At 67.4% G+C, this 14,997-nt stretch carries 15 protein-coding genes; 10 read left to right on the top strand and 5 right to left on the bottom strand.

Annotated elements, in window-relative coordinates:
- The first annotated feature begins 91 nt into the window (after nt 1-91).
- The gene (locus tag OG225_RS34170; RefSeq protein ID WP_405178920.1) at nt 92-1,567 is read left to right on the top strand and encodes a CCA tRNA nucleotidyltransferase; all 1,476 of its coding nucleotides are present in this window, start codon (nt 92-94) and stop codon (nt 1,565-1,567) included.
- Here OG225_RS34170 and OG225_RS34165 read toward each other — a convergent pair whose 3' ends face one another.
- Nucleotides 1,568-2,383: a hypothetical protein gene (locus OG225_RS34165; RefSeq protein ID WP_405178919.1), complete on the bottom strand. Its 816-nt coding sequence runs from the start codon at nt 2,381-2,383 to the stop codon at nt 1,568-1,570.
- A 111-nt stretch (nt 2,384-2,494) separates the two neighbouring features.
- Between OG225_RS34165 and OG225_RS34160 the strand changes: the two genes are divergently transcribed.
- The 3 genes from OG225_RS34160 to OG225_RS34150 all read left to right on the top strand — a co-directional run bounded on the left by OG225_RS34160 (nt 2,495) and on the right by OG225_RS34150 (nt 5,007).
- Nucleotides 2,495-3,247: a LamB/YcsF family protein gene (locus OG225_RS34160; protein WP_405178918.1), complete on the top strand. Its 753-nt coding sequence runs from the start codon at nt 2,495-2,497 to the stop codon at nt 3,245-3,247.
- Between the two features lie 249 nt (nt 3,248-3,496).
- Entirely contained in the window at nt 3,497-4,150 is a 654-nt protein-coding gene (locus tag OG225_RS34155) for an allophanate hydrolase subunit 1 (protein ID WP_405178917.1), read from the top strand.
- A complete protein-coding gene (locus OG225_RS34150; protein ID WP_405178916.1) occupies nt 4,147-5,007 on the top strand; it encodes a biotin-dependent carboxyltransferase family protein in 861 nt (286 codons plus the stop codon). Before OG225_RS34155 ends, OG225_RS34150 begins: the two co-directional genes overlap by 4 nt.
- Nucleotides 5,008-5,025: 18 nt before the next feature.
- Here OG225_RS34150 and OG225_RS34145 read toward each other — a convergent pair whose 3' ends face one another.
- Complete coding sequence (locus OG225_RS34145) at nt 5,026-6,630, bottom strand: DUF4185 domain-containing protein (RefSeq protein ID WP_405178915.1); 1,605 nt, start codon at nt 6,628-6,630, stop codon at nt 5,026-5,028.
- Nucleotides 6,631-6,767: 137 nt separating this feature from the next.
- Between OG225_RS34145 and OG225_RS34140 the strand changes: the two genes are divergently transcribed.
- On the top strand, nt 6,768-7,343 hold the full coding sequence (locus tag OG225_RS34140; protein WP_405178914.1) for a hypothetical protein: 576 nt from the start codon (nt 6,768-6,770) through the stop codon (nt 7,341-7,343).
- On the opposite strand, the gene OG225_RS34135 is transcribed toward OG225_RS34140, so the two are convergent.
- Together OG225_RS34135 and OG225_RS34130 are read right to left on the bottom strand one after the other, a co-directional pair.
- A complete protein-coding gene (locus OG225_RS34135) occupies nt 7,340-8,728 on the bottom strand; it encodes an MFS transporter (protein WP_405178913.1) in 1,389 nt (462 codons plus the stop codon). The genes OG225_RS34140 and OG225_RS34135 overlap by 4 nt on opposite strands.
- 35 nt (nt 8,729-8,763) lie before the next feature.
- Complete coding sequence (locus OG225_RS34130; protein ID WP_216918157.1) at nt 8,764-9,243, bottom strand: NUDIX hydrolase; 480 nt, start codon at nt 9,241-9,243, stop codon at nt 8,764-8,766.
- Between the two features lie 262 nt (nt 9,244-9,505).
- On the opposite strand from OG225_RS34130, the gene OG225_RS34125 reads away from it, so the two are divergent.
- On the top strand, nt 9,506-10,282 hold the full coding sequence (locus tag OG225_RS34125) for a pirin-like bicupin family protein (RefSeq protein WP_216918156.1): 777 nt from the start codon (nt 9,506-9,508) through the stop codon (nt 10,280-10,282).
- Nucleotides 10,283-10,473: 191 nt separating this feature from the next.
- On the top strand, nt 10,474-10,962 hold the full coding sequence (locus tag OG225_RS34120) for a DUF4190 domain-containing protein (protein WP_405178912.1): 489 nt from the start codon (nt 10,474-10,476) through the stop codon (nt 10,960-10,962).
- Here OG225_RS34120 and OG225_RS34115 read toward each other — a convergent pair.
- A complete protein-coding gene (locus OG225_RS34115; RefSeq protein ID WP_405178911.1) occupies nt 10,940-11,482 on the bottom strand; it encodes a hypothetical protein in 543 nt (180 codons plus the stop codon). The genes OG225_RS34120 and OG225_RS34115 overlap by 23 nt on opposite strands.
- Nucleotides 11,483-11,608: 126 nt before the next feature.
- On the opposite strand from OG225_RS34115, the gene OG225_RS34110 reads away from it, so the two are divergent.
- The 3 genes from OG225_RS34110 to OG225_RS34100 all read left to right on the top strand — a co-directional run bounded on the left by OG225_RS34110 (nt 11,609) and on the right by OG225_RS34100 (nt 14,972).
- Nucleotides 11,609-12,460: a Scr1 family TA system antitoxin-like transcriptional regulator gene (locus OG225_RS34110; protein WP_405178910.1), complete on the top strand. Its 852-nt coding sequence runs from the start codon at nt 11,609-11,611 to the stop codon at nt 12,458-12,460.
- 10 nt (nt 12,461-12,470) lie between these two features.
- On the top strand, nt 12,471-12,860 hold the full coding sequence (locus OG225_RS34105; RefSeq protein WP_405178909.1) for a DUF397 domain-containing protein: 390 nt from the start codon (nt 12,471-12,473) through the stop codon (nt 12,858-12,860).
- Between the two features lie 93 nt (nt 12,861-12,953).
- On the top strand, nt 12,954-14,972 hold the full coding sequence (locus OG225_RS34100) for a M13 family metallopeptidase (RefSeq protein WP_405178908.1): 2,019 nt from the start codon (nt 12,954-12,956) through the stop codon (nt 14,970-14,972).
- Nucleotides 14,973-14,997 lie beyond the last annotated feature (25 nt).

Raw genomic sequence — 14,997 nt, 5'->3', positions numbered from 1 at the left:
CGACGGCCCGGCGCGTCCGTTCTCACCCGGGACCGGCCCCGGGAGGTCGCGGCGGCGGACCGGCCGAAGGCGCTGGGTAAGCTGCCTGTTCGTGGTTTCGCCCAAGTCCCTCGATGACTCCCCCGACGACGCAGCGCTGGACAGACGTACCCGATTGCTGGCCGCCGCCGCGGTCACATTGGGAGGGTTGTCCGATGTGCTGACGCCGCTGGGCGCGCTGTTCGCGGCACGCGGTCATCAGTTGTATCTCGTCGGCGGCAGCGTGCGGGACGCGGTGCTCGGGCGGTTGGGCACCGATCTGGATTTCACCACCGACGCCAGGCCCGACGTGGTGCAGGAGATGATGCGCGGCTGGGCCGATCACCTCTGGGACACCGGCGGACTGGCCTTCGGGACGGTGAGCGCGGCCAGGGACGATCAGCAGCTCGAGATCACCACATTCCGCAGCGACGACTACGACCGGGTGTCACGCAATCCCGAGGTGACCTTCGGTGACACGCTCGAGGGTGATCTGGTGCGCCGGGATTTCACCGTCAACGCGATGGCGGTGCGGATCGGCGCGACGGGCGAACTGGAGTTCGTCGACCCGCTCGACGGTATCGCCGCGCTGCTCGCGGGCGTCCTCGATACGCCCGCGGCGCCACAGGACTCGTTCCACGATGATCCGCTCCGGATGTTGCGCGCGGCGAGGTTCGTCTCCCAGCTGGGTTTCGAACTCGCGCCGCGGGTGAAGACCGCGATGACGGAGATGGCCGAGCAGATCGATCGGATCACCGCCGAGCGGGTGCGCACCGAACTCGACAAACTCATCGGCGGCGAGAATCCGATCGACGGCATCAACGTGATGTGCGAGACCGGTCTTGCCGAGCGGGTGCTGCCCGAGGTGCCCGCCATGAAACTCGAGATCGACGAGCACCACCAGCACAAGGATGTCTACTGGCATTCGCTGACGGTGCTGAAACAGGCCATCGATCTGGAGGACGGCGATCCGGACCTGGTGCTGCGTTGGGCGGCGCTGCTGCACGACATCGGCAAACCCGACACCAAGCGCAACGAGCCCGCGGGCGGGGTCAGCTTCCATCACCACGAGGTGGTCGGCGCGAAGATGGTGCGCAAACGGATGCGCGCGCTGAAATATCCTAAGCAGTTCACCGAGGAGGTAGCGCGGCTGGTCTTCCTGCACCTGCGTTTCCACGGGTACGGCAAGGGACAGTGGACCGATTCCGCGGTACGTCGCTATGTCACCGACGCCGACGAACTGCTGCCACGGTTGCACAAACTGGTCAGGGCCGATTGCACCACCCGTAACAAGCGCAGGGCCGCGGCGCTGCGAGCCACCTACGACGAACTCGAGGAGCGCATCGCGCGCCTGCGCGAGCAGGAGAATCTGGCGAAGGTGCGCCCCGATCTGGACGGCAACGCGATCATGGAATTGCTCGGTCTCCCGCCCGGCCCCGAGGTCGGGAAGGCGTGGAGCTTCCTCAAGGAGTTGCGCCTGGACCGCGGACCGCTGAGCCGGGAAGAGGCCGAAGCCGCCCTGCTGGAGTGGTGGAAGTCGAAGTCCTGATCAGAAGATGATCAGCGTGGTTCCGGCCACGATCGCCGACCGCATCTGCGTCAGATCGAAGGATCCGGTCATCTCGGGTAATTCGACGCGGAACCGGATCAGGTCGTCGTCGCGGGCGGCGAACGCGACGCGCGCGCGGTGCGGCAGTTCCGTCAGTCGCACGCCCGGCGCGCGGACGAGGGTGCGCGGCACCCGGAAACCGAGCCAGTTCGCCCGGTGGACCTCGATCGTCAGCAGATCGTCGGTGATGGCGGCGTCGATGAGCGCCGTCAGCCTGCGGGTCCGGTGTGAAGCCCTGATCAGGCCGTTCTGCTCGACACGTAACGACCAGTCGAGCGGCTGTTCGTTGAGCCAGCCGACCAGCGCCTCGACGGTGAGCGTGCCCTCGACGTCGATGTGGGAGGCGCGGACCTTGGTCGGGACGCCGGGGATCATCCTGACCCCGTGCGCGATCACGGTGACCGCTTCGACCGGGTGGGCGTCCCAGTGCACCCGGGACAGCACGGTCTTGGTCTGGAAATGCGCGCCGCGGCGTCGCACCTTGAGTACCTGGAGGGTGGCGTGCACGTCGTGGCCGAGCAGCGTCGCGGTGAGTTCCTGGCCACCGAAACGGCTCAGGATGCCTTCGCTGAGCACGGTCATCAACACGTCGGGCATCAGCGCGGTGACGGTGCCCATGCCGAGGTCGGCTACCGGATCCACCCAGGAGGTGGTGACGGTGACCCACTGCTCCAGCCAGGACTGGTCGAACAGGCGTTTACCGAGATCCACAGCCCGGGACGGCGACCATGACTTCGGATCGAAATACGTGGCCATGACCGGTCCGAGAGTACTCGGCGGCCGATGGTGGCACAGTGGGTATGTGGTCCGAGTCACCTGGGACCCAGGTGTCCCGGTGTCCGGTAGATCGACATTCGGAGGACGGGTATGCCGCTGGATCTGAACAGTGATCTCGGCGAAGGCTTCGGCGCGTGGACGATGGGCGACGACGCGGCCATGCTCGACATCGTCACCAGCGCGAATATCGCGTGCGGGTTCCACGCGGGCGATCCGGTGATCATGCGCCGGACCTGCGCGCTCGCCGTCGAGAAGGGTGTGCGGATCGGCGCGCATGTCGGCTATCGCGATCCGGCGGGGTTCGGGCGACGGGCGATCGTGATGGATCCGTCCGAACTGCGCGACGAGACCCTCTATCAGATCGGCGCTCTCGACGCTTTCGCGCGCGCCGCGGGCGATCGGGTGCGCTACGTCAAACCGCATGGCGCGCTCTATCATTCGGCGGGCCGGGATCGCCGGTACGCCGACGCCGTGATCGCGGCGCTGGCCGAATACGATCCGCGCCTGGCGCTGCTCGGTCCGGCGGGCAGTCGGTTGGAGGACGCCGCGGTGGCGCGCGGTGTGCGTTTCGTCGGCGAGGGATTCGCCGATCGCGGGTACAGCCCGGCGGGCGCGCTCGCCCCACGCGGGACCCCCGGCGCGGTTCTGCACGCGAACGAGGCCGTGGCGCAGGCGGTATCGATCGCGCTGACCGGCGGCGTGCGCGCCGTCGAGGGCGGCGAGGTGAAGGTGGTGGCGCAGAGTATCTGTGTGCACGGCGACACCCCGTCCGCGGTGGAGATGGCACGGCGTATCCGCGTCTCGCTGGTCGACGCCGGAGTTCCCGTCGAGTCGTTCGCGTGACCGGCCGCCACGGCGGATCGCGTCGAACCGACAGCGCTGATTCCCGGTCGATCCTCGGCGAACGTTCCGACGGGGACGGGGACGGGGACCGGGACGGCGGCGGCAGCGAGTACGGCGGGGACGGCGGTGGGTACGGGGATGGTGGCAGCGCCGGGGACGGGAACGGTGGCGGGTACGGCGACGGTGTCCCGGGTTCTCACGTGCCGGGCCGTCGTGTGCGAGGCCGAACGACAACAAGGGGGTAGCGCGATGGCGGGTGAGAACACGTCGACCGAGCCGGGACGGCTGATCAGGGCGGCGGGCGATCGGGCATTCCTGGTGACCGCGTCGCTCCCCGCTGTCGCCGCCGAACTGCGCGCTGTCGAGGGGGTGCGGGATGTGCTGCCCGCGGCGGAAACCGTGCTGGTGACCCTCGAATCGGTCGGTGACGCGCACCGGGTCCGTGCCCGACTCGAGCAGATCCTGCGGGAGCGATCCCCTGAAAACTCACGGTCCGCAGCGTCTTTCGAATCCGACGCCGAACCCGTGCGCATCGAGGTCGAATACGACGGCGCGGACCTGACGGAGGTGGCCCGCCTGCTGGGCATGAGCGTGTCCGAGGTGATCGCCGCGCATACCGGGACGGTGTGGTACTGCGGATTCATCGGTTTCGCACCGGGTTTCGGCTATCTGCGCGCGCCGGACGGACGTCTGGACGTTCCGCGCCTGGCACAGGCCCGCACCGCGATTCCGGCGGGCGCGGTGGCCCTGGCGGGCGGGTATTCGGCCGTGTATCCGCGTGCGACACCGGGAGGTTGGCGACTCATCGGTCGCACCGCGACGCCGATGTGGGATATCGACCGCGATCCGCCCGCTCTGATCCGCGCGGGTACCTCGGTGCGTTTCGTGCAGGCGGGGCGATGATCGTCATCGAACAGGTCGGACCGCTGGCCACCATCCAGGATCTGGGCAGGCCCGGCTGGTTCGGTTCCGGTGTCGGGCCGTCGGGCGCGGCCGATCGGGCCTCGTCCGCCCTCGCCAACCGGCTGGTCGGCAATCCCGAATCCGCCGCGCTACTCGAGGTTCTGGTCGGCGGCGTGGTGCTGCGCGCCGATCGCCACCATACCCTCGCGGTGACCGGCGCGCCCGCGCCCGCCACGGTCGACAGCACCCCGGTCGGACCCGCCAGCGTGCTCGAACTCGAAGCGGGACAGACCCTTCGGCTCGGCATGGCGCAGCGGGGACTGCGCAGCTACATCGCCGTGCGCGGCGGTATCGATATCGCGCCGGTGCTCGGCTCGCGCAGTCTCGACACCATGTCGGGTATCGGCCCGCCGCCGGTGCAGGCCGGTGACCTGCTGCCCGTCGGCCCTGCGCCACGCACCTATCCGATCGTCGACCTCGCCCCGGTGGCGCAACCGGAAGCGGGCACCCTCACCGTGCACGCCATGCTCGGTCCCCGCGACGATTGGTTCATCGAACCGAACGCGCTGTTCGAGGGCGAATGGTCGGTCTCCCCCGACGCCGACCGCGTCGGCGTCCGGCTCGAACGCCGTACCGGACCGCCGCTGCGTCGCCGGAGCGACGACGAATTGCGCACGGAGGGTGTGGCACTGGGCTCGATCCAGGTGCCGCCGAGCGGGAATCCGGTGATCTTCCTCGCCGATCATCCGATCACCGGCGGCTACCCGGTGATCGCGGTGGTGCTCGACGCCGAGGTCGATCTGGTGGCGCAGGCCCGTCCCGGGCAGGCGCTGCGCTTGCGCCCGCCTCCTCGCTAGGGCCCGATCGCTACTCCGTCATCGAGGTGAATCCAGTTTCGCCCGCATGAGATACACGTTGTAGCTGTCCCACGCCGACACCGTGAAATACAGATCGGTATCGGTCGACCACGGATGGATGAAGCCGCCGTAGGCCTTCGGGTAGTCCAGGGTGGAGGCCACCGGGACGGAATCGCTCCACACGCCCTGCGGTGTCGCGGCCTGCCGCAGCACGATCGAGGCCTTCAACGGATCGAGATACATCATCTGCCAGCGGTCGGCCGTCGCGTCGTACCGCACGGACAGTTCGCTGGCGATGCCTCGGAACAGTGGCGTCGCCTGGTTCTCGGCCGCGGGCGCCCAGCTGCCGTCCACCCAGTACTGGTAGGCGAATTTGTTGAGCACTTCGTCCTTGTCCACCCTGGCCAGCCCGGTGACGCCGAGCCTGCCGTTGGGGGTGCCGAACATGTACACATACTCCCCGTGCGGGACCATCGCGGCCACCTGGAAACGGCCGAATCCGAAGATGTTGTCCCACCTGGCGTGCTGATCCTTGGTCCAGGTGCTGCCGCCGTCGTCGGAGTAGGCGATGCCGCCGAAGTTGGTCGACCACATGCCGGGGGTACGGCTCCAGTGGTTGATCGACATATAACTCAGGTATTGCCGTTTCCCGATGGCGAATCCCGAGGTCGGGATGACGGTGGTCTCCCAGTTCTTGATCTTGCGGCTGGACAGGAATTCCGCGGCGTGACAACGGCTGTCCTGGACCATGGTGTCGATGACGAGGCCGTCGGACAGATCGCGGTCGGTGCTGAAACCGAGCACATTGCTGCGCCAGTCGGGTCCGCCGAAGCGGCCGTACTGCCAGCCGTCGCCGAAGGTGTCACCGAAGGCCATCGCGATCTTGCCCGGTTCGGTCTCCCACATCAGCCCGAGATCGGTGCCGTCGACCTGCCAGCGCATATCGGTGCGGTTGATCGATCCGTGCCCGGTCACCTGGCCGATCATGTCGACCGCGCCGAGCCGGGGTGTGCCGAGGGGCTGGGAGACCGGACCCGGTTCCACCGGATGCACGACGTGCGGCGGCGCGGGTTGCGGTGTGTCGCCCTCGCCGCCCGGCACCGGAATCGGAATGGGTTCGATCTCGGGCCGCAGCTCGATCCTCGGCAGCTCGAGTACGGCCGACCCGGATCCGGATCCCGACGCGGAACCGGAATTCGAGCCCGACCCCGAGCCGGTATCGGGCGCGGTGGACTCCGAGTCCGGCGACTCCTCGACCGGTTTCGGCGTGTCCCGCACATCCGGGCACGGGTTGCGGCAGGGATCGGCGGGCAGCGGTTCGGCGACGATACGGGTGTTGTCCTGGGGTGGATCGGGCACCGTGACCGGGGTGATCTCGGGCACGGGAATCCAGATGTCGATCACCGGCGGGATATCGATCACCGGCGGAGGCGGCAGACTCGGATCCGGTTGGCGCGCCAGCGGATCGAAGCCGACCTCGCCGCAGACATTCGTCGGCGGCGGCAGCCACGGCGCAGGCGCGGCGGACGCGGAGGGCACGAAGGGGGCGGGTAGCGAGAGTGCCCCGAGTAGCGCGACACCGAACAGTGCGGGTGCCTCCAGCTTCCCCGGCAGCACGCCCATATGTATCGACTCCCCGTTGGTTCGGATCGAAGCAAGATCAACCTACCGGATCGGACCTCGTCGGGCGGGGCGCCGGACCCATGTGCCGATCGTCGATCGCACGGAACCGGATGCGGCCCACTCGCGTCCAATCAGATATGAACGAGATCGAGTACGTGTTCGGCACGGGCGACGGCACGGTCCACGTCTGGGCTTCCCAGGCCGACCTGGATCTGGCGCGGACCGGCACCACCGACGCGGTCCAACTGGATTTCGACGGTGACGGTCTCGCCGACGACGCCCTCTGGGATTCCGCGGGTACCGGGTCAGCCGATATCGCGGCCCTGGACCTGGACGACGACGGCGTGCTCGACCACTTCTATACCGACCCGACCGAACTGGGCATCTGGGATCACCGGATCACCGGTTCCGCCGAGGACGCCGAGCAGGAGCCATTGGACTGGATGCTGCGCACAGGTCCGTTTCCGGACATGAGTCCCGAATCGAACAATGTGTTCGCCGAGGGCCTTTCCGTGGCACTCGCGGAATACCCCGTCGCACCGTTCGAAACCACAGTGCGGGATATCGATGTAGTCCCCGAAGATGTTCCCGAACTGCTCGAACACACCGTGAAAGTGTGCTCGGATCGGCGGGGCCGAATAGTCGAGGGGCCTACCCAACCCGGGGTCGGCACCACCGACGGCGCCGATCCGTACCCGTCCGACTCCCCCTAGCCGACCGCCGCGGGCGGTCGCCGATCCGCGGCACGGCCTCGCCGCAGCACGAGCAGGACTGCCACGATCCCGCAGCAGTAGATGACCGCGCCCGCGATGACGAGGGGCAGCGAACGCCCGTCGGGCGGGATGACAAGCGCGGCCGTCGCGAGGGCGAGCACGAAGGCGATATTGAAAACCGTGTCCTGGAGTGCGAATACCTGGCCGCGTCGGGCGTCATCGATATCGATCTGCATGGTGGCGTCTCCGGTCAGCTTGATCGTCTGCCCGGCTAAGCCGAACAGGAACGCGCCGAGCAGGAGCATCTGGTGGGCCCGATCGGCCGCCGTGCCGGTCTCGGCCACCGCGATCGGGGTCACCAGCGTCACCTGAACGACCGCCGCGGTGCACAAACCGATGATCACCTTGCGTGGGCGTCCCCAGCGCGGGATCAGCAGCGGCGCGATTCCGGCCGCGACCAGCATGCCCGCGGCGGTCGCGGCGATGGCGACGCCGAATCCGATCAGGCCGGAACCGATTTCCGAGCCCTGGTCGGCGGGCTGGCGCAGCACGAGCACCATGAGCAGGGTGTTGACACCGAACACGATCCGATGGGTGCCGATGCCGAGCATCGCGGTGTTCACCTGCGCGGATTGCCACACGGCTCGCGCGCCGGTGCGGAGTCCGGTGGCGATCGCGTGGATCGCGCTCGCCGCCCCCGCCGCGCCCGGTTCCGGCCCGAGCCTGTGCGGCCGGAACCGGGCCGCGATCACGGCGCTGACGATCGATCCGGTGCCGCTGGCCGCCACCGCGACCGCGGCGCCGGTGTCGCCGGGCCCGATCAGCCCGATGATCGCCACCGCCGCCGCGGCGCCGATCCCGGCGCACGCGGAAGCCGCCGTCGCGAGTACCGAATTCATCGGGACCAGCCATTCCCGCGCGAGCACCCTCGGCAGCGCCGCGGAGACCCCCGCCATCACGAACCGGCTCACTCCGACCACCGCGAGCGCCAGCAGGAGTAGCGGCGTCTCCCCGGCTCCGGCGAGCAGCGCACCTGCGGCGACAGCGATGAGCACTGCGCGCAACACCGCGGCCACGAGTAGGACGGCACGCCGGTCCCAGCGGTCGAGCAGGGCGCCCGCGTACGGTCCGATCAGGGAGTACGGCAGCAGCAGGACGGCGAAACCCGCCGCGATGGCGAGCGGGTCGGTTTGGCGTTCCGGGTTGAACAGGATCGCGCCCGACAGCGCGGCCTGGAACATTCCGTCGCCGAACTGTCCGGAGAAACGGATGATCGCCAGTCGCGCGACGGCCGGATTGTTCCGCACTGCCGTGCGCCAAGCCGTCCAGCGCGGTGGCGGCGGCTCGCCGGCCGGTAGCGGGCTTTCGGGGCGAGCGGTTGGCACCCTGCCGATTGTGCCCTCCCGCTCACCCCGCTCGGTCACGCGGGATGTGAGGAATCGAGTGTCTGCACCAGGGCGCTGATGGTTTGCCGCATATCGGGCGCCATCGGCAGCCTGTCCAGCGCGGACGCGTCGATCCACGCGTAGGCGTCGTGTTCGCCGGGCGCCACCGAGACCTTCCCCGGGTAGGCCTCGACGACGAAGTTGAACTTGCGCACCCTGGCCTTGGTGCGGGTGGCGTAGTCGATGGCGCCGAGGAATTCGGTGATGTCGCGCACGCGCAGCCCGGTCTCCTCGAACAGCTCGCGTGCGACGCATTCGGCGAAGGTCTCCCCCGATTCGACGCCGCCGCCGGGCAGTTCGTACATCCCGCCGTGGTAGTCGTTGGGCACCCGGCGGACTACCAGGAGTTTGCCGTCACGGAAGACCGCCACACCGACGACGAAATCGCCGATGTCGTCAGCGCGCGCGGCCGCGCGGAGTTCGTGCTCGATGCCGTTGAGTTGCTCAAATCGCATCTGCCTGTCACCTCCGGTTTGCGTTGTGCCGCATCACCTTACGTATCCGGCCTCGTCCTGTTCGCCAGTCTTGTTCGCGGTACCCTACTCGGCCGCGCCGCGGGTCCGCCTACCGGCGGTTGGTGCTCGCCATCCGTTCACCCGCTGGTCGCTCGCGTAAAATGCCGAGTGCACGACAATTTACTAGGAATTCGGAGTACCGCGTCGGATGTACTCCTACCCTGAAAGGCGATCGGTGCACGGTCCCGAGAGGAGGGCCTCGATGTCCACACTCACGACACCACACATCGATGTCCATCGCGGCGGAGACCGCATGAAGACACGAGTTTCCTGGCTGGATTCGAAGCATTCGTTCTCCTTCGGAGAACACTACGACCCGGACAACACCCACCACGGCCTGCTGCTGGTGAACAACGAGGACGTCGTGCTGCCCGGTCAGGGCTTCGACACCCACCCGCACCGGGATATGGAGATCGTGACCTGGGTGCTCGGCGGCAGCCTCGTGCACCAGGATTCGCTCGGCCACAACGGTGTCATCTATCCCGGCCTCGCCCAGCGGATGAGCGCGGGCACCGGGATTCTGCATTCGGAGAAGAACGACTCGTGGCGCCTCGACGGCACGGCCGAACACGACGAGCCGGTGCATTTCGTCCAGATGTGGGTGGTTCCGGACGAACCCGGCATCGAACCCGGATATCAGCAGCTGGAGATCGACGGCGAGTTGTCCTCCGGCGCGTTGGTGACGGTCGCCTCCGGTCTGCCGCGGTATCGCGATCGCACCGCCATCGCCATCGGGAGCAGCCACTCGGCGTTGCATGTGGCGCGGATGTCCGGTGATCAGGAGCGGGCCGTCGACCTGCCGGACGCGCCGTACGCGCACGTCTACGTCGCCCGCGGCGAGGTGGAGATGGAAGGCGTGGGAACCCTCTACGAGGGTGACGCGGTCCGTCTGACCAGGACCGGCGGACAGCGGGTGACGGCGAACGGACCGGCCGAGATCCTGGTGTGGGAGATGCACGCGCGGCTCGGTGGCGCCTGATCGGCGGGGCCCGCCACGCCGACGGTGTCGCGCGGCACGGCGCGGTGCACTGTTCGTCCCATTAACATCCTGACCCAGGGGGCACGATCAGTAGGCAGTGAGCCGCGTGAGCGCGCCCGACCGGACCGTGCCTCCGCCGAGGTGGGGCCGAGCAACCGCTGACAGCCGCCGCGCCGACGGAGAGGAAGTCCATGTCGCAATACCCGCCCCCGGGTCAGTACCCACCCGGTCAATATCCCCCGCCCCCGCCCGGCCAGTATCCGCCGCCGGGCGGTCAGTACTGGCAGGAATCCCCGAAGGGCAAGGGGATGGCGGTGACCGCCCTCGTCCTTGGCATTCTCGCGATCATCGGTCTACTCGTCGTGGTCGGCGGATTCCTTTTCGGAGTCTTCGCGGTGATCTTCGGCATCATCGCCCTGGTCAAGGTGCGCCGAGGCACCGGTGGCGGCACCGGTTTCGCGGTGGCGGGCGTGGTACTCGGCATTCTCGCGCTCATCGCGTCGACGGTCATCACGATCGTCGGCTGGAGTCTGTTCGTCGATTCCGGCGGCAAGGACTTCCTCGACTGCGTCAACAACGCGGGCAACGATCAGTCCAAGATCGACGACTGCGAGCGCGAGTGGCAGCAGAACGTCGAGGACAGGTTCAGCATCACGCTCACTCCGCAGCCGACACCCTAGAGGCGCGAGCCCCGCAGGCCCGGGTCGCGGAAACCACATCGGCGAGCCCGGGCCGATAGTCGTACTGCGGCGCGGAGATCCAGCACCGATATCCCCCGCGTTCGTCGGCCGGTGAGGGCAGCACGATCGTGCTGCCCGGGTGCGCGACCGAGGCGCAGACCCGGAACAGGTCCGAGAACAGGGCCATGTCCAGGTAGGAATTGTCGGTCGGGCCGGTGAGGAAGGTCCACCGGTCCGAACGCGGGTGCGAGATGATCGGGCCGACCGGATCGCCGCCGGAGGCCATCGAGTCGCGGACGTGCGCGCCTAGCGAGGCGGGCATGACGACCGCGCCGACCGCGCCCACCTCCAGCATGATGCGACCGAGCGACGCGTCGACCACGCCGTAGAGCCGATGTTCCTTGCGATATAGGCGACAGCGCGCGAACGCGTCCTGGATCGTGGTGTATTCCTCGACCGCCGCACGCGACGGTCGGACAGGCGTGACCGTGCGGGAAAGACGATCACTGCTCTCGATCATTGGCAAACCTCGTCTCGAATCGAACGTGACGGGTGAATCGGCCGCTAACTCCAGACAGTAGCTGTGTGCAACTGGATTGACAATAGTCACACGCGGGCGAATCGACAGCGCGTAGCATCACTGGTCATGGCACCCGTCTCGCCTACCGTCGCGCGCTGGGAGTTGGTACTGCGGCTACGTGAGCTGCGAGAACAGCGCGGATTCGACTCGGCGACCTTCGCGAAGCAGATCGGATTCACCGCGGCCAACTGGTCCCACGTGGAGAAGGGCCGTCGCGTCCTCACCACCAACACGATCGGTCCGGTGCTCGAAATACTCGAAGTCGACGCCGAGGAACGCGAGGAGTTGCTGGCTTTACTGGCCTCCAGCAAACAGCGCGGGTGGTGGGCGAAGTCGTCGGCGCTGATCGGTCCCGAACTCCAGCGGCTCTACGGCATGGAGTACGGGGCGCAGAGCATCCGCAGCTACGACAGTCTCATCGTGCCGGGTCTGCTACAGACCGAGGATTACGCGCGCGCGCTCATCAGCGCCGACGTCATGATCCGGCCGGTGCAGGTGGAACAGCTGGTGACGATCAGAATGCGCAGGCAGGCGCGACTACGCGGTCCGGGGCGGGTCGAGCTGACGGCGGTCGTCGGCGAGGGCACCCTTCTTCAGCAGACCGGCGGTCCCAAGGTGTTGCGGGCCCAGCTCGAACACCTGGTCGCGCTCAGCGAGGACTCCGACAGTATCGAGATCAGGGTCATTCCCTTCGCCGCCACCGCGGGCGCGATTCTCGGCGGTTCGAGTTTTCATTTGCTCGACTTTGCCGGAGAACAGCTGCCCACCTTCGGATGGGCGGAGAGCGCGGTGTTCGGCGGCGCGGTCGATGATCCGGATCTGGTGCGTGACCTGGCATTCGCCTATGTTCGCGCACGTGAACAGTCGTTGAGTCGTGAGGATTCACTGGCGGTCATCAGGTCGTACTCTCGAGTGTAAAATCTGCCGCATGGCAACCACCGCTACGTTCCGGTCGGTTTGTATTTCCGACTGGTTCACGTCGAGCAGGTCTAACAACGGCAACCAATGTGTCGAGGTTCGATTCGTCGGTGACGTGGTGTCGGTCCGTGACAGTAAGTACCGCCGAGACCCGGCCGCACTCCTATGCGACGAGCCGATCATCACCGTGACCGCGACCGAATGGACCTCGTTCCTCACCGTGCTCGCGAGCGGTGGCTCGGCCTATGGGCCGACCGCGCTGACCGCCCTGACCACGTCGGACGGCGCCACGTCGTTGCGTCACGGAGAAATCACCCTCACCTACACACCCGAGGAATGGGACGCCTTCATCGCGGGCGTCCGTGACGGGGAATTCGACCGCGTCGTTCTCCCCGCCTGACCTGTCCGTCTCCCCCGGCCGCGACCGCGGCCGGGGCACACCACCGAACTCGGCACCGCCGCGCGAAGCCGCGTTCTGGGCATACTGGTTGACGTGACTTCCGAGCTGAGCAGTCCCTCCGGTATCGATCTGTCCTACCTCGACGACGCAGTCCGGGTGCAGGACGATCTGTTCGCGCATGTCAACGGCAAATGGCTGGACGACTACACGATCCCCGCCGACCGCGCCGTGGACGGAGCCTTCCGCACGCTCTACGACCAGGCGGAACTGGACGTGCAGCGAATCATCCAGAACGCCGCCGCCGAGCAGGCCGCCCCCGGCACCGACGCGCGCAAGATCGGCGACCTGTATTCCAGCTTCATGGATACCGAGGCCGTCGCGGCGGCGGGCTTCGGGCCGATCTCGTCCGAACTCGCCGCGGTGCGTGAGGTCGTCGATCGCGGTGGTTTCGCGGCGCTGCTCGGCCGTTTGCAACGGACCGGGATCGGCGGCGCGCTCGGCTTCTATGTCGACACCGACGACAAGAACTCCAACCGCTACCTGCTGCACGCCACCCAATCCGGCATCGGCCTGCCCGACGAGTCCTACTACCGTCAGGACGAGTTCGCCGAGATCCGGGACAAGTACATCGCGCATATCGGGCGCGTGTTCGCCCTGGCCGCGGCCGATCCGAGGATCGCGGCCCTGTTGCCCGCCGATCTGGATACCGTGGGGCAGCGGATCTTCGAACTCGAGAAGAAGTTGGCCGCCGGTCACTGGGATGTCGTGCGCCGCCGCGATGCCGAACGCAGTTACAACCTGATGACTTTCGCCGCGCTGACCGCCGAACATCCCGAATTCGACTGGACCGCCTGGACCGAGGCGCTGGCCGAGAGCGTCGACCACTCGGGCCCCGATCTCTTCGCCGAACTGGTTGTGCGTCAGCCCGATTACGTGAGCGCCTTCGTACGGGCGTGGTCGTCGGAATCGCTGGCGGATTGGCAGGCCTGGGCCGCGTGGCGCGTACTGCGTTCGCGCGCACCGTATCTCACCGACGCGGTGGTCGAGGAGAATTTCGACTTCTACGGTCGCACCCTGACCGGCGCGCAGGAGAATCGCGAGCGGTGGAAGCGCGGCGTGTCGCTGGTGCAGGATCTGCTCGGCGAATCTGTCGGCAAACTGTATGTGGCGCAGCATTTCCCGCCCGAGGCGAAGGCCCGGATGGTCGACTTGGTCGCCAATCTCCAGCAGGCGTACCGGCGCAATATCGCCGATCTGGAGTGGATGGGCCCCGACACCCGCAAGGCCGCGCTGGCCAAACTCGAGAAGTTCACCCCCAAGATCGGCTACCCCGATCGCTGGCGCGACTACTCGGCCGTCACCGTCGACCCGGCCGATCTCGTCGGCAACTACCGCAGCGGATATATCGCCGAACACGACCGTGACCTGAACAAACTGGGCGGGCCGGTCGACCGTGACGAGTGGTTCATGACCCCGCAGACGGTCAACGCCTACTACAACCCCGGCATGAACGAGATCGTCTTCCCTGCCGCGATCCTGCAACCGCCGTTCTTCGACATGAACGCCGACGACGCGGCCAACTACGGCGGTATCGGCGCTGTCATCGGCCACGAGATCGGTCACGGATTCGATGACCAGGGCGCGAAATACGACGGCGACGGCAACATGGTCGACTGGTGGACCGATGACGATCGCGCCGAATTCGGCAAGCGCACCAAGGCTTTGATCGAACAGTACGACGTGCTCTCCCCCAAGGAACTGCCCGACGAGCACACCGTCAACGGCGAATTCACCATCGGCGAGAACATCGGCGATCTCGGTGGACTCTCCATCGCGCTGGAGGCGTACCGGATCTCGCTGAACGGAACCGAAGCACCCACGATCGACGGACTCACCGGATTGCAGCGGGTGTTCTACGGCTGGGCTCAGGTCTGGCGCACCAAGGCGCGCAGCGAGGAGGCCATCCGGCGGCTCGCCGTCGATCCGCATTCGCCGCCGGAATTCCGGTGCAACGCCGTGGTCCGCAATATCGACAGCTTCCACGAGGCCTTCGAGGTGCGCCCGGGTGACACGCTGTACCTGGAACCGGAGCAGCGCGTGAAGATCTGGTAGTTCCGGCGGGAACCCGAACCGCGAG

Origin of the sequence: Nocardia sp. NBC_01377, from assembly GCF_045040005.1 — a bacterium.
Lineage (GTDB): Bacteria > Actinomycetota > Actinomycetes > Mycobacteriales > Mycobacteriaceae > Nocardia > Nocardia noduli.
Note: the sequence above shows the minus strand (reverse complement) of the source record. Positions and strands in the feature narration are given on the sequence as shown.

Excerpts from the sequence above, each read along its gene's own strand:
- OG225_RS34150 (WP_405178916.1), top strand. The coding sequence starts at position 4,147 with ATGATCGTCATCGAACAGGTCGGACCGCTGGCCACCATCCAGGATCTG.
- OG225_RS34125 (WP_216918156.1), top strand. The coding sequence starts at position 9,506 with ATGTCCACACTCACGACACCACACATCGATGTCCATCGCGGCGGAGAC.
- OG225_RS34115 (WP_405178911.1), bottom strand. The coding sequence starts at position 11,482 with ATGATCGAGAGCAGTGATCGTCTTTCCCGCACGGTCACGCCTGTCCGA.
- OG225_RS34145 (WP_405178915.1), bottom strand. The coding sequence starts at position 6,630 with ATGGGCGTGCTGCCGGGGAAGCTGGAGGCACCCGCACTGTTCGGTGTC.
- OG225_RS34130 (WP_216918157.1), bottom strand. The coding sequence starts at position 9,243 with ATGCGATTTGAGCAACTCAACGGCATCGAGCACGAACTCCGCGCGGCC.
- OG225_RS34120 (WP_405178912.1), top strand. The coding sequence starts at position 10,474 with ATGTCGCAATACCCGCCCCCGGGTCAGTACCCACCCGGTCAATATCCC.
- OG225_RS34110 (WP_405178910.1), top strand. The coding sequence starts at position 11,609 with ATGGCACCCGTCTCGCCTACCGTCGCGCGCTGGGAGTTGGTACTGCGG.
- OG225_RS34140 (WP_405178914.1), top strand. The coding sequence starts at position 6,768 with ATGAACGAGATCGAGTACGTGTTCGGCACGGGCGACGGCACGGTCCAC.
- OG225_RS34160 (WP_405178918.1), top strand. The coding sequence starts at position 2,495 with ATGCCGCTGGATCTGAACAGTGATCTCGGCGAAGGCTTCGGCGCGTGG.
- OG225_RS34165 (WP_405178919.1), bottom strand. The coding sequence starts at position 2,383 with ATGGCCACGTATTTCGATCCGAAGTCATGGTCGCCGTCCCGGGCTGTG.
- OG225_RS34105 (WP_405178909.1), top strand. The coding sequence starts at position 12,471 with ATGGCAACCACCGCTACGTTCCGGTCGGTTTGTATTTCCGACTGGTTC.
- OG225_RS34155 (WP_405178917.1), top strand. The coding sequence starts at position 3,497 with ATGGCGGGTGAGAACACGTCGACCGAGCCGGGACGGCTGATCAGGGCG.